General features: G+C 40.1%; 17 protein-coding genes and 2 pseudogenes. 3 read left to right on the forward strand and 16 right to left on the reverse strand.

Annotated features, from left to right (window positions below; translation table 11 throughout):
• Positions 1-111: 111 nt before the first annotated feature.
• From I6F48_RS20250 to yceD, 14 genes and pseudogenes are all read right to left on the reverse strand, one after another.
• A pseudogene (locus I6F48_RS20250) lies at positions 112-549 on the reverse strand (metallophosphatase); the annotation flags it as partial.
• Between the two features lie 4 nt (positions 550-553).
• Positions 554-1,333, reverse strand: coding sequence for a TatD family hydrolase (locus tag I6F48_RS20255; RefSeq protein WP_007585741.1), 780 nt, complete (start codon positions 1,331-1,333; stop codon positions 554-556).
• 115 nt (positions 1,334-1,448) lie between these two features.
• Complete coding sequence (locus tag I6F48_RS20260) at positions 1,449-1,775, reverse strand: PilZ domain-containing protein (protein WP_002962367.1); 327 nt, start codon at positions 1,773-1,775, stop codon at positions 1,449-1,451.
• Between the two features lie 11 nt (positions 1,776-1,786).
• Entirely contained in the window at positions 1,787-2,701 is a 915-nt protein-coding gene (locus tag I6F48_RS20265) for a DNA polymerase III subunit (protein ID WP_197120172.1), read from the reverse strand.
• A 1-nt stretch (position 2,702) separates the two neighbouring features.
• Positions 2,703-3,329, reverse strand: a complete 627-nt coding sequence (gene tmk / locus I6F48_RS20270; RefSeq protein ID WP_007585737.1) for a dTMP kinase — start codon at positions 3,327-3,329, stop codon at positions 2,703-2,705.
• Positions 3,330-3,334: 5 nt separating this feature from the next.
• Complete coding sequence (mltG, locus tag I6F48_RS20275; RefSeq protein WP_165727329.1) at positions 3,335-4,327, reverse strand: endolytic transglycosylase MltG; 993 nt, start codon at positions 4,325-4,327, stop codon at positions 3,335-3,337.
• Positions 4,321-5,136: an aminodeoxychorismate lyase gene (gene pabC, locus I6F48_RS20280; RefSeq protein ID WP_197120173.1), complete on the reverse strand. Its 816-nt coding sequence runs from the start codon at positions 5,134-5,136 to the stop codon at positions 4,321-4,323. The genes mltG and pabC overlap by 7 nt, the downstream gene beginning before the upstream one ends.
• A 59-nt stretch (positions 5,137-5,195) precedes the next feature.
• On the reverse strand, positions 5,196-6,434 hold the full coding sequence (gene fabF, locus I6F48_RS20285; RefSeq protein ID WP_197120174.1) for a beta-ketoacyl-ACP synthase II: 1,239 nt from the start codon (positions 6,432-6,434) through the stop codon (positions 5,196-5,198).
• A 215-nt stretch (positions 6,435-6,649) separates the two neighbouring features.
• Entirely contained in the window at positions 6,650-6,886 is a 237-nt protein-coding gene (gene acpP / locus I6F48_RS20290) for an acyl carrier protein (protein WP_002962377.1), read from the reverse strand.
• A gap of 250 nt (positions 6,887-7,136) precedes the next feature.
• Complete coding sequence (gene fabG / locus I6F48_RS20295; protein WP_007585730.1) at positions 7,137-7,883, reverse strand: 3-oxoacyl-ACP reductase FabG; 747 nt, start codon at positions 7,881-7,883, stop codon at positions 7,137-7,139.
• Positions 7,884-7,894: 11 nt separating this feature from the next.
• The gene (gene fabD, locus I6F48_RS20300) at positions 7,895-8,821 is read right to left on the reverse strand and encodes an ACP S-malonyltransferase (protein WP_197120175.1); all 927 of its coding nucleotides are present in this window, start codon (positions 8,819-8,821) and stop codon (positions 7,895-7,897) included.
• A 52-nt stretch (positions 8,822-8,873) separates the two neighbouring features.
• Positions 8,874-9,914: a phosphate acyltransferase PlsX gene (gene plsX / locus I6F48_RS20305; protein ID WP_197120176.1), complete on the reverse strand. Its 1,041-nt coding sequence runs from the start codon at positions 9,912-9,914 to the stop codon at positions 8,874-8,876.
• A gap of 12 nt (positions 9,915-9,926) precedes the next feature.
• Complete coding sequence (gene rpmF / locus I6F48_RS20310) at positions 9,927-10,097, reverse strand: 50S ribosomal protein L32 (protein WP_002962381.1); 171 nt, start codon at positions 10,095-10,097, stop codon at positions 9,927-9,929.
• Between the two features lie 9 nt (positions 10,098-10,106).
• Entirely contained in the window at positions 10,107-10,631 is a 525-nt protein-coding gene (yceD, locus tag I6F48_RS20315; RefSeq protein WP_166421419.1) for a 23S rRNA accumulation protein YceD, read from the reverse strand.
• Positions 10,632-10,762: 131 nt separating this feature from the next.
• On the opposite strand from yceD, the gene I6F48_RS20320 reads away from it, so the two are divergent.
• Positions 10,763-11,362, forward strand: a complete 600-nt coding sequence (locus tag I6F48_RS20320; protein WP_197120177.1) for a Maf family protein — start codon at positions 10,763-10,765, stop codon at positions 11,360-11,362.
• A 9-nt stretch (positions 11,363-11,371) separates the two neighbouring features.
• Here I6F48_RS20320 and I6F48_RS20325 read toward each other — a convergent pair whose 3' ends face one another.
• Positions 11,372-12,034 (reverse strand): HAD-IA family hydrolase, encoded by a 663-nt coding sequence (locus I6F48_RS20325; protein WP_331460712.1) that lies wholly within the window; start codon positions 12,032-12,034, stop codon positions 11,372-11,374.
• A complete protein-coding gene (gene rluC, locus I6F48_RS20330; RefSeq protein ID WP_024593397.1) occupies positions 12,031-12,990 on the reverse strand; it encodes a 23S rRNA pseudouridine(955/2504/2580) synthase RluC in 960 nt (319 codons plus the stop codon). Before rluC ends, I6F48_RS20325 begins: the two co-directional genes overlap by 4 nt.
• Positions 12,991-13,762: 772 nt before the next feature.
• On the opposite strand from rluC, the gene rne reads away from it, so the two are divergent.
• Entirely contained in the window at positions 13,763-16,939 is a 3,177-nt protein-coding gene (rne, locus tag I6F48_RS20335) for a ribonuclease E (RefSeq protein WP_197120178.1), read from the forward strand.
• A gap of 343 nt (positions 16,940-17,282) precedes the next feature.
• Positions 17,283-18,525 (forward strand): annotated as a pseudogene (locus I6F48_RS21440) (IS3 family transposase); the annotation flags it as partial.

The following is an 18,525-nucleotide window of genomic DNA, read 5'->3' on the forward strand; positions in this document are numbered from 1 at the left end:
GAAACTTGAAAAAAGCTGTAAAAAAGGTCTGAAAGCTAAGCGTTTCAAAGCTGCACTCGATACTGATTATGCAGATAAAGTTTTACAGCTTATTTATTGAGCTTACGTAATCTTACCCTGATTAGCGCGCTGAGTATTTTGCCAGTGACTTGCAGACACTAAGCTGTCTTTTGCTGGATGATGCGCATTACGGCACGAGCCATGCAAAATATCACTCAGTTCATTAGGAATTACAAATGCAGGCGTTGTTTGATTGCTATAGCACAAAGGCGATAAATCAATTATTGCATCGTCAATGATGAGCTCATAACTTAATAATTTATCTACCGGAAACAGATTTTCTACTGGTTTTATAACAATAAAGTGCAGGTATAAGTGCTGGCCTAAAGCGATAGTTTGTTGTTCGCTATAACACTCTGCATTTAATAAGTTTATTTGGCAGCTAGCCGATTTGGAGGTAGCAAACTGAATGCAGACTCCAGTTTGCTCTGCACGGCGCACCATTGGCCCCATTAGTAAAATAGGAAGGTTTGCCGTGTGAGTAATCATATATTTAGCCTTTAGCTGCTAATTTAAATAAAGAATAAAAGTTTTCGGTAGTCGCTTTAGCAAGTTCATTAAAGCTAATGCCTTTAAGTTCGCTAATGTAATAAGCGACATCTTCTACGTACGCTGGCTGGTTTGTTTGCCCACGGTACGGCACCGGTGCTAAATAAGGCGAGTCGGTTTCTATTAATAATCTATCTAGCGGTATTTGCTTTACTACTTCTTTTAGCTCAATAGCATTTTTAAAGGTAACAATGCCCGAAATAGAAATATAAAAGCCCATGTCTATGGCTTTTTTTGCCATATCCCAGTCTTCAGTAAAGCAATGTAGTACACCACCGCAGTTTTCGGCCTTGTGCTCACGCATTAAATTAATGGTGTCGGCGCGGGCATCACGAGTATGAATAATTAACGGTTTTTGTAATTCGTTAGCTACTTCAATATGCCCAACAAAACTTGCTTGCTGCACTGCGTGAGTATCTTTTGAATAGTAGTAATCAAGACCCGTTTCGCCAATAGCAACGACTTTTTCGTGTGAAGCTAAGTCGATTAGTTGCTGTTTATTAAGGGCGTCTTTTTGATCAAGTGGATGTACACCACATGAGGCTGAAACATCGTCGTAATGCTTAATTTTATCAAGCATGCTTGGAAACTGATCAAGCGTTACGCTTACACATAAAAAGTGCTCTATTTGCTTTGCACGCGCTTTATCAAGAACTTGGTCAAGGTTTAAGTCTAATTTATCAAAATCAAGACGATCTAAATGGCAATGAGAATCTACAATCACTATAAGGCCTGTATTATGTTCAGGGTTTAAATTTGTTCGTTTAATTTATTATGTTAGAAATTAAAAGAACCCAATATAGGGCGGCGTTAATCTCAATGAAAAACCGACCCTATAACTACATGGTATATGTTTGATCGCCTGAGTTTAACATAGTCCCAAGTAGCTTTTCGATTTTAGCGTTTAGGTTTGTTTTATCGTCTAAAAAGCTAATACCAATACCTGGAGGGTTAGAGCTTTGTGCCCCTTGTGGCGTGATCCACGACACTTTACCTGTTACTACATCATCTTCTAAGGCATCGGGCAAGGTAACTCTAAGCGCTAATGAATGCCCTGCTTCGTAACGCATATTAGTTCGTACAAATAAGCCACCTTTTTTTAAGTAAGGCATATAACAACGGTATAACTCGTCTAAATCGTCTATGTCTACTAGTAGTTCTTGCATGATTAATCCTTTTAAGAATTTCGCAATGTGTATGCTAATCGTGATACAGCAAGCGGTAAATTAAGGCCAAGTACTTGTGTGTTATTTTGTAAAAACTCGCCTAATGCATTTTGCGCACTTTGATAAGCGTCAAAACTCATACCTTGCAGCAATTGATGCTTTAGTTGCACGCTTAAAAATAAAGTAAATATACGAACAAGCTCAGGCTGTTTATTTATTATATCGACTAACGCTTTGAAATTATGGCTTTGTTTAAACTCAGTTGCAAACTTATACAGTGTATCAATATTTTTTAGCTGGTCTTGCTGTTGCCAATGCTTTACTTGCAGCGGTTGGTTATAAAAAAGTGCTAACCAACTATAGTTAGGAATATCTAATGTCTCTAGCCATTGCTGAGCAAGTGCTGTATTAGTTATTTTTACATCACTTTTAGCACATCGACTTAAAATAGTTGCAGGGAGCTGTGCTGGTTGGCTTGTAGTTAATATTAAAAAGCGGCTATTAGTTGGCTCTTCAAGTGTTTTTAATAATGCGTTAGCTGCGGCTGTAGTCATTTTTTCGCAATTTTCGATTATCGCGACTTTATTACCATTTTGCGCAGCTGAGTGATTCATAAAATCACTAATGCCACGTATATCGTCTACGCCTATGCTTTGCCCATCTACCTGCGTTAAGCGCTTGTCGGGGTGAGTACCCGCAAGAGTAAGTAAACAGCTTTTACACTGCCCGCAAGGTTTTAGCATACTATTTGGCGCTACTACCTGCTTAGCAATATTTTGGCATAACAAAGCATTACCAAGCTCATCACTTAACTCAAATTTACCTACACCAACAGGCCCACAAAATAATTGCGCATGATGAAAACGCTCTGCACGATAACTTTGCGCTAAACGAGCTTGAGTATCATGTAGCCACGGCAATGGCATATTATTTTAGGCCTTCAAAAAATGAATGCAGTACATTGGTTATATCGCGATGTACTTTATCAATACTTTGGTTTGCATCAACCGTTTTAATTGTGTTGTCGTCATTAGCAAGCTCAACATAACGCATACGTGTACGCTGAAAAAACTCAATGGCTTCTTGTTCAATACGATCAAGCTCACCACGCCCTTTTGCACGTTCAAGGCCTATTACTGGGTCAATATCGAGGTAAATAGTTAAATCGGGCTTTAAGCCCTTTAATACCATTGACGAAAGTGAAGCTAATGTATTTGAGCTAATACCACGCCCACCGCCCTGATAAGCCTGAGACGATAAGTCATGACGATCGGCAAGTACCCATTGGCCTTTATCAAGCGCTGGGGTAATAACATTATGCATTAACTGCGAGCGTGCTGCGTACATAATAAGCAACTCGGTTTCAAAGGCAATTTCTTCTTCGTGCTCTGCTTTTACAAGCGTACGAAGCGATTCAGCCAATGGTGTGCCGCCAGGTTCGCGAACGTTAATGAAGTCTATTTTTTGTTTATTTAAAAAGTCTTGGCATAACGAAATAGCGGTTGATTTACCCGCGCCCTCTAGCCCTTCTATTACTATAAATTTTGATTTCATAAAACTTAATTCTTTTTATTTAATATATACGTTTTAACTGCCGCATTATGCTGCTTTAACGTGGTTGAAAATTGGTGGCTACCGGTACCATCGCCTTTTGCTACAAAGTAAACGTATTCACTTTGAGGCGGATTAACTGCAGCTAAAATAGCGGCTTTTGAAGGCATTGCAATTGGTGTTGGCGGCAAGCCATTAATGCGATATGTATTGTAAGGCGTATAATCGCGCAAATCTTTGTATTTAATATCGCCATCAAAATCGGCGCCTAGTCCGTATATTACGGTTGGATCGGTCTGTAGGCGCATATTGGTGTTTAATCGATTAACAAACGCTGATGCAATTAACGGTCGTTCGCTGGCAAGGCCTGTTTCTTTTTCAATAATTGAGGCCATTATAAGTGCTTCGTATGCTGTTTTGTAAGGGAGATCAGCTGCGCGCTGCTGCCAAGCATCGTCTAACGTTTGCTGCATTTTTTGCGCGGCACGTTTTAATACACTGCTTGCGGTATCGTTATTATGATAATGGTAAGTGTCGGGAAATAACCAACCTTCTAGATGCGTATTTGTACCCAGTATTTGTGTACTTAGTTCATCACTTTTTAAATCGTTTTGTAAATTATTGGCCTTTTTAATAGCACTTAGCACTTCACGTAAGTTTTGCCCTTCGATAATAGTAAAACTAAAATTGATTTGCTGGCCTTGGTTAATTTTTTTTACGTTGTTGATAACGCTATCGACTGTTAGCTCGTAAAGCCCTGCTTTTAAGTCGGTAAGTGTTGGGTCTAATTTGGCAATTACCTGATAACGCCAGCAGCTCTCCACCCAGTTATTAGCTTGCCATTGTTGGCATAACTGATTAAAGCCAGTGCCGTGCTTAACTTCAAATTGTGTGTTTTTAGCTACCTGTAGCGGACTATTTATTGTTGCTTGTAATTGCTGGTAACCAACAGCAGTGGTTATAACAGCTAAAAAAAGTACCGATAAAATAACTTTTAACACTCAGCCTCCTTGGCTAATAATTTAGTTAATAATGCGTGGCTATCGTCTGTATTAAATACCTGTTGCTCAATACGTTTTACAGGTACTGCTCCCATTAAGCTATTACACACAAATACGGCGTCTGCTTGGGTTAAGTCTTCTACTTTCACGCGTTTAAATTCAATAGGCAATTTATCACATAACGATTGTAGATAAACGCCCTTTATTCCGCACTCATCAAGCAATGGCGTAAACACACACTTATTTTTAATCGCAAAAATATTAGCGGCTGAAGCTTCAATTACATTGTTGTTGTAATCGAGCACTAACACATCGTCGCAGTTTTGTGTTTGCATTGCTTTTTTAATTAGCACTTGCTCAAGCCGGTTTAATGTTTTAAGGCCCGCTAAATAAGGCTGTGCCGCTAACTTAATGGGGCTTATTTCGAGATTTACACCCTTTTTAGTAAGCGCTTCGTAATTACTAGGGTAATCTGATACACTCAATAAAATAGTGACATTACACTCACTGGGTAGCCCATAACCACGTCCGCCTTCGCCGCGCGTTACCAGGATTTTAAGCACGTTTAGTGATGCAGCGTTTATATGTAAAGCAATTTGGTTTTCAAGGCTAATAAAGTCTAGCTCAGGAAAACCCAAACGCTGTGCGCATTCAATCAAGCGCGCTTTATGATGAGCCCAATACTGTACTTGCCCTTCAATAACCTTAGCCGTTGTAAAAAAGCCATCACCGTAATTTAAGCCCCTGTCACGCGTGCTTAAAGTGCTGTTTTGATCTGCTGCTATTATTGTTTGCATTTTGTTTGGCATATAAAAAAAGCCCAGTTAAACAACTGAGCTCTTATAATTTGATTCGTTGTTAAAAAAGATTATACCTTTTTAAATAGCAACGAGCCATTAGTACCACCAAAACCGAACGAGTTACACAGTGCAAAGTCTAACTTTGCATCACGTGCAGTGTGAGCGATATAATCTAAGTCACACCCTTCGTCTGGGTTATCAAGATTGATAGTTGGCGACACTTTTTGATCTGTCAGCGATAAAATCGAAATAATCGATTCAACCGAGCCGGCAGCACCTAACAAGTGACCCATCATCGATTTAGACGAGCCAACCATCACATCTTTAGCTGCATTACCAAAAATAGACTTAACAGCCGCAGTTTCTGCTTTATCGCCTGCGTTTGTAGATGTGCCGTGTGCGTTAATGTAACCAATTTGCTCAGCGTTTACTTGCGCATCGTTTAGTGCGTTTTGCATTGCAAGTGCCGCGCCCGAACCATCTTCTGGTGGTGACGTCATGTGATACGCGTCGCCACTCATACCAAAGCCTACAAGCTCAGCATAAATTTTAGCGCCACGTGCTTTAGCATGTTCGTACTCTTCTACTACAACAACGCCAGCACCGTCAGAAAGCACAAAGCCATCGCGGTCTTTATCCCAAGGACGAGAAGCCGCTTGTGGATCGTCGTTACGTGTTGAAAGTGCACGTGCAGCATTAAAGCCACCCATACCAATTGGGGTACAGGCTTTTTCTGCACCGCCAGCAACCATTGCATCTGCATCACCGTAGGCAATCATACGCGCTGCATGGCCAATATTATGCAAACCAGTTGTACAAGCAGTTACAATTGAAATATTAGGACCACGAAGTTCATGCATTATTGATAAATGACCTGAGATCATATTAATAATGGTAGACGGCACATAAAATGGCGATAACTTGCGCGGACCACTATTTAATAGCTTAATGTGGTTTTCTTCAATTAACGTAAGCCCACCAATACCTGAACCTACAGCTACACCAATGCGTGCTGCGTTTTGCTCAGTGATTTCAAGGCCTGAATCTTTAAAGGCTTGAACACCCGCTGCAATGCCGTACTGAATAAACAAGTCCATTTTTTTAGTATCTTTCGCTGACATGTATGCAGTTGCATCAAAATCATTTATTAAACCAGCGAATTTAGTACCAAATTTTGATGTATCAAAGTGCGTTATTGTTTGAATGCCACTTTTACCATCTAATAAGCCTTGCCAGGTTGATTGAACATCATTACCTAGCGGCGTCAACATTCCTAAGCCAGTTACGACGACTCGACGTTTAGCCACGGTTTGCCTCCAATAAGGGATATTTTACAAGGGGATGATCATACCCAAGCTACCTCAAAGTGCTAGTCCCAAATAGATTAAAAACGCATAACACAATCAAAATTAATTTTTAACTAAAATTGAGCATAGAGATTTAAGTTTTGAATCACGAACTTTGAGGTGGTTTGGATATAAAAAATTAAAGGCAGCGGATGCTGCCTTTAACGTGCGATTAATTACTCAGCGTGTGCTGTAACGTAATCGATAGCAGTTTGTACTGTAGTGATCTTCTCAGCTTCTTCATCTGGGATCTCAGTATCAAACTCTTCTTCAAGAGCCATTACTAGTTCAACAGTATCAAGAGAATCTGCACCTAGGTCATCTACGAAAGAAGATTCATTTTTAACTTCTTCTTCTTTAACACCTAGTTGTTCAATGATAATTTTCTTTACGCGTTCTTGGATATCGCTCATTCTTCTTTCCTTTATTAAAAACGCCAATGCGTTATTTTCAGATTGCGGCGTAGTTTACGCCGCATAATTCTCTGATTCAATGATTTGACCATAAATAATTGTCTGGTCAAACCTCTGAGTGTGTGTTTTGTCTTTTATCGCTTATTTTCGCAGCGATTTCAAGTATGTTTAAAGCAAGTTCACAAATAATTCAATGTTTTTGAGGTAACTTACTTAACTTTATCAAGTAGCAATCTAGGTACAATGGCGATTAAACCATGTACATCGCGCCATTTACATGCAAAGTTTCGCCTGATACATACGCAGCCGCGTCAGATGCTAAATAACATACTGCAGCAGCAATTTCGTCTGGTTGGCCTAAACGCCCTGCTGGAACATTTGCAAGTGTTGCTGCTTTTTGCTCATCAGTTAAATTATCAGTCATGTCTGTTTGAATAAAACCAGGTGCGATTACGTTAACTGTAATACCGCGTGATGCAACTTCGCGCGCAAGTGACTTAGAAAAACCAATTACACCCGCTTTAGCCGCTGCATAATTAGCTTGACCTGCATTACCCATAGTACCCACTACTGAGCCAATGTTAATAATACGGCCTTTCTTTTTCTTCATCATTGGACGAAGTACCGCTTTAGATAAACGGAAAACTGAGCTTAAATTAGTGTCAATAATATCGTCCCACTCAGTTTCTTTCATACGCATTAATAAGTTATCGCGTGTAATACCTGCGTTATTTACAAGTACGTCAATATCGCCTAAATCAGCTTTTATTGCAGCAAGTGTTGCTTCAATAGATGCAGGATCGGTTACGTTTAATGCATAACCTTTACCATTGTCACCTAAGTATTCACTGATTTTAGCAGCGCCTGACTCACTTGTCGCAGTACCTGCAACTTTTGCACCTTGTGCAACTAATGTTGTTGCAATTGCTTTACCAATACCACGGCTGGCGCCAGTAATTAGGACAATTTTGCCCTCTAATGAAAATAAATTAGACATTTTATATACTCTTATTTAGCTGCAGCGATTGAAGCGGCGTCGTTTACCGAACCACAAACCATTGCTTTATCAATTCGTTTAGCAAGTCCTGTTAATACTTTACCAGGACCAAATTCGTAGCTTTGTGTTACATCTTGCACAACCAAGGCTTGTACTGTTTCTGTCCAGCGAACTGGGCTGTAAAGCTGGCGTACTAGTGCATCTTTAATTGCATCAGCTGACGTTTCAGCTTTTACATCAACATTATTAATTACATCACACTTAGGTGTATTAAATGTTAAAGCGGCTAAGTCTGCTGCTAGCTTGTCAGCTGCTGGCTTCATTAACTCACAATGTGACGGTACGCTAACAGAAAGTGGTAATGCACGTTTAGCACCGGCATCTTTACATGCTTGCGATGCTCTATCTACTGCCGCTTTATGGCCTGCAATAACAACTTGACCAGGAGAGTTGTAGTTAACTGGAGATACAACCTCACCTTGCGCTGAGGCAGCACAAGCCGCTTTAATTTCTTCATCGCCTAAGCCAATAATAGCAGCCATTGAACCTACGCCTGCTGGCACGGCTTCTTGCATGTATAAACCACGGTTTTCAACAAGCTTTACGGCTTCGCTCAAGCTTAATACATCGCTACATACTAACGCTGAGTATTCACCTAAGCTGTGACCCGCCATAACAACGTCTGTATCAGGGTTAGCTGCTAACCAATCACGGTAAATAGCAACACTTGCAGTTAGTAATGCAGGTTGTGTGCGGTGGGTTTGATTTAATTTTTCTTCTGGGCCATTAAGAACTAGCTCTGCTAAGTCGTAACCCAGTGCATTTGACGCTTCTGCAAATGTTGCTTTAACAATGTCAGAACTCTCTAGTAGTTCTTGTAACATACCAACGCTTTGCGAGCCTTGACCTGGGAATAGAAGTGCAATTTTTTGTGCCATACTTTGCTCTTTTTAATTAAACAAATAAATAATGAAATACACGGCACATCAATTATTGATTAACCGCCGTGTCTTTAGAATGTGTTTTTTCGAAAATAGCGGCTATTTTATCAGGAAGTTGACGTTCAACCTCTTTTACCGCTTCATCAATTGCTGCTTGAAATGCTTTAGCTGACGCATTTCCATGACTTTTAACGACAATACCGCGCAATCCTACCAGAGAAGCACCGTTATACTGGTCGGGGTTCACCCTTTTATAGAGTTTTTTTATTATTGGGCGCAATATAAACGCCATACATTTATATAAAAGGTGCTTTTCGAGTGCGGTTGTAAACTTATTCATAATAAGCTTGGCAATGCCTTCACATGTTTTAAGTGCTACGTTGCCAACAAACCCTTCGCATACAATTACATCAGCCTTACCCGAAAAAATATCACTTCCTTCGCTGTAACCAATATAATTTATATGTGGGCTTTGCTGCATTAATTGTGCAGCTTGTTTAATGTCGTCGTGGCCTTTGATGTCCTCCGCGCCAATATTTAATAGACTAACGCGAGGATTATCTAAACCAAGTGCTTGTCCTGCAACAATAGAGCCCATAATGCCAAACTGATACAACATTTGCGCATCACAATGCACATTAGCACCTAAGTCGAGTAAATATACTGGGTTTTGACTTTCTGTTGGAACAGACGAAATAAGTGCGGCACGTTTAACACCTGGCAGCATTTTTAATACATAGTGAGCCATAAAAAATAGCGCACCGGTATTACCTGAGCTAACACATGCTTGAGCCTCGCCCGATTTAACTAAATCTAGGGCAACACGCATAGATGAATCTTTTTTTGAACGCACAGCAATTGCAGGTTCACAGGCATTGGTGACTATTTCACTACAGTGACGAATTATGAGTCTAGGATGAGGTAGAGAATCGAGGGATTCGAGTTCTTTAGATATAACGTGTTCATTGCCACATAAAATGAGAGTTAAATTGGCATGAGCATTTACCGCACAAACGGCAGCAGGAATAGATGAACGGGGGCCGTAATCGCCCCCCATCATATCTAACGCTATGGTTAGATCTTTCAGCATATAAGTAATCTCTTATTTAGAAATTACTTGAACGCCTTTGTAGTAACCATCTGCAGTCACATGGTGACGACGATGAGTCTCACCAGATGTTTGATCTACAGTTAAAGTTGGACCACTGATCGCATCGTGTGAACGGCGCATGCCGCGTCTTGCACGAGACTTTTTGCTTTTTTGTACAGCCATAGTCTTCTCCTAAGAATCTTTCTTAAGTTGTTTCAAAATATCAAATGGATTAGGTTTATCATCTTCCGCCTTTAATACACCAAAGCTGGCAGGCTTTGCTGAATAACTGCATGAAGCTTCGTTGTGGGTAGCCACTAATGGAACTGCTAAAATTAGCTCGTCTTCAATTAAATCAAAAACGTTAATTTCACCATTTTCATCAAGCGCTACTTCATCGTAGTCTTCTGGAAAAATATCCAACTCTGTATCTTCACCTACTGGTGAATATGCAAAGTCTTGAACCAAATCCAACCCTAAATCACCATTACAACGTTGACAAATGACAGTAACGTGTGTGGACAAATTGCCTCTAATCACAGCGAAACCTTGATCATCGTTTTTGCAATGTATTTTTACCGCTATTTCACCTACTTCTTCCTGCACAACTTTCTCTAAACGAGTAAGTTTTTCAAGCGGTACAATTCCGTCATACTTTAAACGGTGCTGCGCTGCTTTGCCTGGATGAAGAGTGATGGGAATTTTCACCTTTTGCATAGGGGCTGCATCATATAGATAGTTAGTTTGTTAGTCAAAGTAAAAAACCATTTTTACTTGGTTTTTAACGTGTTTTACTCTCGGATCTGATTTATCCTAACTCAATCTGAATTATTGAAGGAAAACAGTCCGTGAAGCACCCACTTATTTTAGCGTCAAGCTCGCCTTTTAGGCAGTCTTTATTACAAAAATTTAATTTACCATTTGATACGTTTTCACCAGATGTTGACGAATCAGCACTTGAAGCCGAAACACCTACCGAACTGGTTAAGCGTTTAAGTGAATTAAAAGCCTCAGCAGCTAATAAACACTTTAACAAAGGGTTAGCTATTGGATCAGACCAAGTCGCTGTATTTAACAATCAAATTTTAGGTAAACCACATAATAAACAAAATGCCGTAAAACAACTAAATTTATTTAGCGGCAATACTGTAACATTTTTAACAGGGCTTTGTGTTTACGATATTGTAACTGGCACTAAAAAAACGTGTGTTGAACCCTTTGATGTTACTTTTAAAATACTTAGTGATGCACAAATTAGTGCTTATTGCGACGCAGAGCAGCCTTATAACTGTGCTGGTAGCTTTAAAAGCGAAGGGTTAGGTATTTGTTTATTTGAAAAACTAACGGGTGACGATCCTAATAGCTTAATTGGATTACCATTAATTAAACTCAGCCAATTACTGGCTGAGTTTGGTATTGATGTACTTAATGCTCAAAACAAGTTCTAGTTAAATAAATTAGCCAAGCAAAACCTGTTGCAGCTGCAGATAGTTATCTACAGTGGCAATAGGGCTAAGCTCATTTAGTTGCTGAGCGTTGTGTACACCCATAGTTACACCAATTCTATCCATGCCAGCGGCTTTTGCCATGTTCATGTCTATTTGAGTGTCACCAATCATTACAGCGTCATTAGCGCTTATGCCAAGTTCTTCTAGTAATTGATACAACATATCTGGAGAGGGCTTAGATTGCGCTTCGTCGCTAGTACGCGTTGCACTAAAAAAGTGGCGCAATTTACTTTGTTCAAGTAAACGCTCTAATCCATCCCTACCTTTACCTGTAGCAACGGCTAAAACAATGCCCTGCTCTTTTAAGGTACCTAAAACGCTGGCAACATTGTCAAATACAGGAGTAGGTGTGGTATCCACACTATACTGATGCTTATAAGCAGAAATTAACGCTTGATGCTGCGCTGCATTATTGGGAAATAAAACGTCAATTGCTTTTTCAAGCGACATCCCAATAATATTCTTAATTGCTAAGTCGCTTGGCGGCACAATATTAAGTAACTCGGCGCTACTACGAATACAGTTAACTATTTTAGTGACTGAATCCATAACTGTGCCGTCCCAATCAAAAATAACGAGCTTATATTTTTTAATTGGGGCTACTTTTATCACAGTTTTGCATCTCGTAATTTTAGTAATGTATTTTTAAGCGTTTTATCTAGCGGTGCTTCTACTCGCATCGTTGTTTCGTTTTTAGGATGATAAAAAGTTAAATCGTGTGCGTGTAAAAATAATCGGTTTAAACCAACTTTACGCATAGAATCGTCAAAACCCTGATCGCCATATTTATCGTCGCATGCTATTGGGTGGCCTTTACATTGCGTATGCACACGAATTTGATGTGTACGCCCTGTAACCGGTGATGCTTGTACCAATGAGCAATCGTTAAAGCGCTCTAATACTTTAAAACGAGTATGTGAAGGTTTACCCTCAGTGTTATCTACGCGTACTACGCGCTCACCCGATTTAAGTGTGTTTTTACGCAGCCCTTCGGTTACGTTTTTAGTTTTAGAGTCCCACTGCCCTTCTACAAGTGCCCAGTAATTTTTTTCCATTGTTTTTTCACGAAGTTGTTCATGCAATGCTGTTAACACCGAACGACGCTTCGCTATAAGTAAACAACCCGATGTATCACGGTCAAGCCTATGAACTAGTTCAAGGCTACGTTCCTCTGGGCGAAGTGCCCGCAAAGCTTCAATTAAGCCATAACTTAAACCACTGCCGCCATGAACAGCCATACCTGATGGCTTATTGATAACGATGAGGTATTTATCTTCAAATAAAATATCGTTTTCAAGGCGCGTTACTTTGTCTAACTTTGATGGAACAAATTCTTCACGCTCAGCAACTCTGATAGGTGCAATACGAAGTACATCTTCAAGCTGTAGTTTATATACAGGCTTAATACGCTTTTTATTAACGCGTACCTCACCTTTGCGCAAAAGTTTATAAATAGCGCTTTTAGGCACCCCTTTTAAATGGGTAATAAGAAAGTTATCAATACGCTGACCTAAATGGTCTTCGTTGATCGTGACATAAGTTACTTGTAAGTCGTTTTTTTCTGACATTGCCTAATCACTAATTTAAGTAAAATAATTTAGTTGCTAACACTGTAATAATAGTGGGATAATCAGCAGCGCAAATATTTAGTATTTGCAAATAACAACGGTGCTTTTTAACACATTAAAACATTCGTGATGCACATTCTGGGTAGCCGATCATACAGATCCGAGTTAAGTTTTCCAAAGCTTTTATGCCTCCTCAGTTAACACGTGCGATCAATTAACGGCAATGCGCGTAATATATTGCTGGTTAAGTTTGAACATGAAACGATTTTTAACGTGCTAGAGAAAGCAATGAACAGATAATTTGTCTGATAGTGACGACGTAAAAAACGTCGTTCAGCACTAGCTCAATTATTGTAGTACCGTATAGCAGCTTATTTAGAACTAAAAAAATCTAATAAATAAGCGTTCATTAACATCGGCAGCGATTTTTGCTCTTAAAACGGATATTAGCGATACATCAGTATGTATTGCTCACCAACTTAATGAGCCCTACGCGCCTAATATGAATGATATTTAGTAAGATTAATATGACAGGCCGACTTCTGGGTAAAACTTGTAAACGTAGCTGAAAAGCCGACAGTTTTAGCACCATTAAGAATTTAATAGCGATAATAATTGCTATTGTTTGCCAGCATTTAAAATACTGCATACGAGAAACAGAGCCGTTCCGTTAAAGACCCAGTCGTGAGGCTGCACATTCTAAAAATAGGGACAACTGAACAGGCGAGAAAAACATCGTCATGTCAGCGACATAAATAAGTAGAGTAACAATATGAAACGTATGCTAATCAATGCAACGCAGCAAGAAGAAATGCGCGTAGCACTGGTTGATGGCCAGCGCCTTTATGATTTAGATATCGAAAGCCCAGGTCACGAACAGAAAAAAGCCAATATTTACAAAGGCAAAATCACTCGCATTGAACCATCTCTTGAAGCAGCATTTGTTGATTACGGTGCTGACCGCCATGGTTTCCTTCCTTTAAAAGAAATTGCCCGTACTTACTTCCCTGCAGGTTACACTTTTCATGGTCGCCCTAACATTCGCGACGTGATCAAAGAAGGTCAAGAAGTTATAGTACAAGTTGATAAAGAAGAGCGTGGCCAAAAAGGCGCTGCGTTAACTACTTTTATCAGTGTTGCTGGTAGCTACTTAGTGCTTATGCCTAACAACCCACGTGCTGGCGGTATTTCTCGTCGCATTGAAGGTGATGAACGTACTGAACTTAAAGAAGCATTGGGTCGTTTAGAACTTCCTAAAGGTATGGGCTTAATTGTTCGTACAGCGGGTGTTGGTAAATCGTTTGAAGAATTAAACTACGATTTAAAAGCATTATTAGTACATTGGGAAGCAATTAGACAAGCAGCCGACAGTGCTAAAGCACCATTTTTAATACACCAAGAAAGCAATGTAATATTCCGTGCAATACGCGATTATTTACGTCGTGATATTGGCGAAATTTTAATTGATAAACCACGTGTTTTTGAAGAAGCTAAAGCGCACATTGAGCGTTTTCGTCCTGACTTTATGAGCCGTGTTAAGCTTTATCAAGGCGACACTCCTTTATTTACACATTACCAAATTGAAAGCCAAATTGAGTCTGCGTTCCAGCGTGAAGTACGTCTGCCTTCTGGTGGTTCAATTGTAATTGACCCAACTGAAGCACTAACGTCTATCGATATCAACTCGTCTAAAGCAACTAAAGGCGGCGATATTGAAGAGACAGCACTTAATACTAACTTAGAAGCGGCCGATGAGATTGCACGTCAATTACGTCTTCGTGACTTAGGTGGTTTAATTGTTATCGACTTTATCGATATGACGCCTCCACGTCATCAACGTGAAGTAGAAAATCGTTTAAAAGATGCTGCTCGTCCAGATCGTGCTCGTGTTCAAATTGGTAAAATTTCACGCTTTGGTTTACTTGAAATGTCGCGTCAGCGTTTGCGTCCTTCATTAGGTGAAGCAAGCCAAGGCCCATGTCCACGTTGTAGTGGCCAAGGTACTATTCGTTCAAACGAATCAATTGCGCTTTCTATTCTTCGTTTAATTGAAGAAGAAGCAATTAAAGACAACACAGCACAAGTAAATGCACAAGTGCCTGTTGCCGTTGCTGCTTATTTATTAAATGAGCAACGTCGTAGTGTTCATCGCATTGAAAAACATCATAAATGTGACGTAGTGATTATTCCTAATCAACATATGGAAACACCACATTACGAAGTTATGCGTTTACGTAAAGACGAAACACTTGAAACGGTAAGTTACGGACAAGTTGTTGCGCCTGAACCTGAAGCATTTGAGATGTCAAAATCACCAAGTGCACCAGTACGTGAAGAGCCAATGCTAAAAGGTGTTGTAATGCCTTCTACACCGGCTCCACAAGCAGCGCCTACACCAGTAGCTCAGCCAGTAGTAACAGAGACTAAAACTGAAGGTGGCTTGTTTGAAGCAATCACTAAATGGTTTAAATCGTTATTTGCAAGCGAAACAGTAGAAGAGAAAAAAGAAGCTGTAGAAAAAGAGCAGCAAGAAGCGCGTAATAACGCTCGCAGTGGTAACGATAATCGTCGTCGTAATAACAACCAACGTCGTCGTAATAATAACCCGCGCACTAATAAACCACGCAATGAGCGCCCTGCAGCTGAAGAGGAAGTTAAAACAGACTCACCAGCAGCAACAAGCACCGAGACGCAAGAGAGAAACGAGAACCGCAATAAGCGTCGTCGTAACCCTAACTCTCGTAAGCGCCCAGAGCATAAAAGCGAAGAAAAAGATCAAGTTAAAACTGAAGCCCCTGTAAAAGCAGAAGTAGAAGTAGAAACTGATTCTAAGCCAGCTCAAGCTGTAGAGCCTAAAGAGCAAAAGCCTAAGGTTCGCCGTCAACGTCGTAACATACGTAAAAAAGTACGTCTGCAAGATGAAAACGCTGAGCAAGCAAACTCAACAGAGCAAACACCTGAACAAGCGGTAGTTACTGACACTCCACAAGTTCAAGAGCAAGCACCTGTTGTAGAAAAGCAAACACAAGCTCCGGCAGAAAAAACAGCTCACATTAAAGAAGAGAAAGTTGACGTTGTTGATTCTAACGATGAAGCAGCAACTACTGAAGACGAGCAAGAGCAAACACGTACACGTTCACGCCGTTCTCCTCGTCATCTTCGTGCATCAGGTCAACGTCGTCGACGTCCTGAAGGTGAAGCAGAAGTTAAATCTGACGAAGCCCCTGCATTTGTTCCAGTTGCTGATCAAGCTGCTGCAGAATATGAAGCAGAGCTTAAAGCTAAATCTGAAGAAACACCTGTGGATGCAGCGCAACAAGTTGAACAAGCCGTTGCAGTTGAAGACTTAGCAAAAGTTGAAGCTGTAGAAGAGCCAGCTAAAGTTGAAACGCCTGTAGTAACTGAAGAGCCAGCTAAAGTTGAAGCTCCAGTAGCAACTGAAGAGCCAGCTAAAGTTGAAACTCCAGTAGCAACTGAAGAGCCAGCTAAAGTTGAAACTCCTGTAGTAACTGAAGAGCCAGCTAAAGTTGAAGCTCCAGTAGCAACTGAAGAGCCAGCTAAAGTTGAAACGCCAGTAGTAACTGAAGAGCCAACTAAAGTTGAAACTCCAGTAGTGACTGAAGAGCCAGCTAAAGTTGAAGCGCCAGTAGTAACTGAAGAACCAGCTAAAGTTGAAACTCCAGTAGTAACTGAAGAGCCAGCTAAAGTTGAAGCAAAAGTGAAAACTGAAAAATCAGCACCGCATGTTAAAACAGCGGTTACTCAAGGGTCTGCAAGTGCGCCAATGGCACAGCCTACTCCTGTAGCTGATAGCGAAGTAAAACACACATCTGTAGCAATGGCTCACGATAAACGTGAACTAGTGCCAGATAGTGGTTTACGTGCGGGTTCTATCAAACCTGCTGGTCGTGCAAGTTCTGCAATGACTAAAACATTGAGTGTTGATTAATAACTAACACTTATTTAAAAGCCCCGCTATTTAATAAATAGCGGGGCTTTTTTGTTTACATACTTTGAATAATTATTAAAGTTTCTTCACGCCCATAATAAGCGATTTGTTCACAAAGAGGTTAAAAGACGCTGCGCTTTTAGAGGTAACAATAAAGCTAAATTGAAAAAGCTCCGCTAATAAACCATCGCTTGTGTTTTCTCATTTACTCCTCTTTCACTTCTCTTTGTGAAATAGATCTTTAAGTTGTTTTGTTAGCAAAGAAATTAAGTAAACAGAAGCGATGCTTCTCCCCCTGTGTCAGGATAGTTGTCGCCTCTAACTTTTAATAGAGGCAGATAAAATGAGACGTCGATTTACACCAGAATTTAAAGTTCACGCTGTTGAAAAAGTATTATCTCAATGTGATGATGTTCGCCTAGAAGATATTGCGCTTGATTTAGGCATCGGTTATTCAACCTTGCAACGATGGATCGCGCTTGCTAAAAACCATGAACTTGAAACTAAAAATAATGGTAGTCATATGACAACAGAAAAACGCCCTCATGACTGGAGCTTAGAAGAAAGGCTTAACGCCATTATTGAATGTGCGAGTTTAGATGAAGCAGCTCTTAATGAATATTGCCGCGCTAAGGGGCTTTACCCGCATCATATTAAACAATGGAAGCAAGATTTTGCTAAAGGGCCTTCAACGACGCCCGTAAAATCAGACAGTAAACAGCTCAAACAAGAAATTAAGCAGCTTCAAAAAGAGCTTAATCGTAAAGACAAAGCGTTAGCAGAAACAGCCGCCTTACTTGTACTCAAAAAAAAAGCAGATGCGCTTTGGGGTTTCAACGAGGACGATTAACCAGCTCAACTGAGCGTCATGAATTGATAAAGCTCATTACCGACGCGCAGAAATCAGGGGCAAGGCAAGAAAAAGCATGTGAGTTACTTGGTCTAACGGCAAGAACAATTCAACGCTGGATTGAAGCTGATGATATGACAGATAAGCGAACAAGTACGATAAAGCGACCACCTAACAGGCTAACTGAATTAGAGCAACAGCGTATAATTAAGACTGTTAATTCAATAGAATATGGACATTTACCACCCAGCAAGATAGTCCCTAAACTATTGGATAAAGGTGTGTGGATAGCATCAGAAAGCTCGTTTTATCGCGTTATGAAATCACATAAATTATTAACACACAGAGAAAAAGTTAAACCAAATAAAAAGATAAAAAAGCCAAAAGCGCTCAAGGCAATACGTGTAAACGAAATTTATACATGGGATATCACGTATTTGCCAACAGCTGTTAAAGGTCAGTTTTTATACTTATATTTAGTGATGGATATTTATAGTCGAAAAATAGTTGGTTGGCAGGTTCATGATACACAACTAAGCACACTGGCGGCTGATTTAATGGTAGATATTTGCAGGCGAGAGCAGGTAAAGCCTGAGCAAGTCACGCTGCACTCGAATAATGGCAGTCCAATGAAAGGGGCAACGTTATTAGCGACATTGCAGGAGTTAGGTATTGTTCCTTCATTTAGCCGACCGTCTGTGAGTAATGATAATCCTTATTCTGAATCGCTATTTAA

Source organism: Pseudoalteromonas sp. SWYJ118, assembly GCF_015864505.1.
Classification (GTDB): domain Bacteria; phylum Pseudomonadota; class Gammaproteobacteria; order Enterobacterales; family Alteromonadaceae; genus Pseudoalteromonas; species Pseudoalteromonas arctica.

Coding starts and splice junctions, on each gene's coding strand:
- rluC (WP_024593397.1), bottom strand. CDS start 12,990: ATGTCAGAAAAAAACGACTTACAAGTAACTTATGTCACGATCAACGAA.
- yceD (WP_166421419.1), bottom strand. CDS start 10,631: ATGCAAAAGGTGAAAATTCCCATCACTCTTCATCCAGGCAAAGCAGCG.
- plsX (WP_197120176.1), bottom strand. CDS start 9,914: ATGCTGAAAGATCTAACCATAGCGTTAGATATGATGGGGGGCGATTAC.
- rne (WP_197120178.1), top strand. CDS start 13,763: ATGAAACGTATGCTAATCAATGCAACGCAGCAAGAAGAAATGCGCGTA.
- pabC (WP_197120173.1), bottom strand. CDS start 5,136: ATGCCAAACAAAATGCAAACAATAATAGCAGCAGATCAAAACAGCACT.
- I6F48_RS20265 (WP_197120172.1), bottom strand. CDS start 2,701: ATGCCATTGCCGTGGCTACATGATACTCAAGCTCGTTTAGCGCAAAGT.
- fabG (WP_007585730.1), bottom strand. CDS start 7,883: ATGTCTAATTTATTTTCATTAGAGGGCAAAATTGTCCTAATTACTGGC.
- acpP (WP_002962377.1), bottom strand. CDS start 6,886: ATGAGCGATATCCAAGAACGCGTAAAGAAAATTATCATTGAACAACTA.
- I6F48_RS20260 (WP_002962367.1), bottom strand. CDS start 1,775: ATGCAAGAACTACTAGTAGACATAGACGATTTAGACGAGTTATACCGT.
- fabD (WP_197120175.1), bottom strand. CDS start 8,821: ATGGCACAAAAAATTGCACTTCTATTCCCAGGTCAAGGCTCGCAAAGC.
- tmk (WP_007585737.1), bottom strand. CDS start 3,329: ATGAAATCAAAATTTATAGTAATAGAAGGGCTAGAGGGCGCGGGTAAA.
- rpmF (WP_002962381.1), bottom strand. CDS start 10,097: ATGGCTGTACAAAAAAGCAAAAAGTCTCGTGCAAGACGCGGCATGCGC.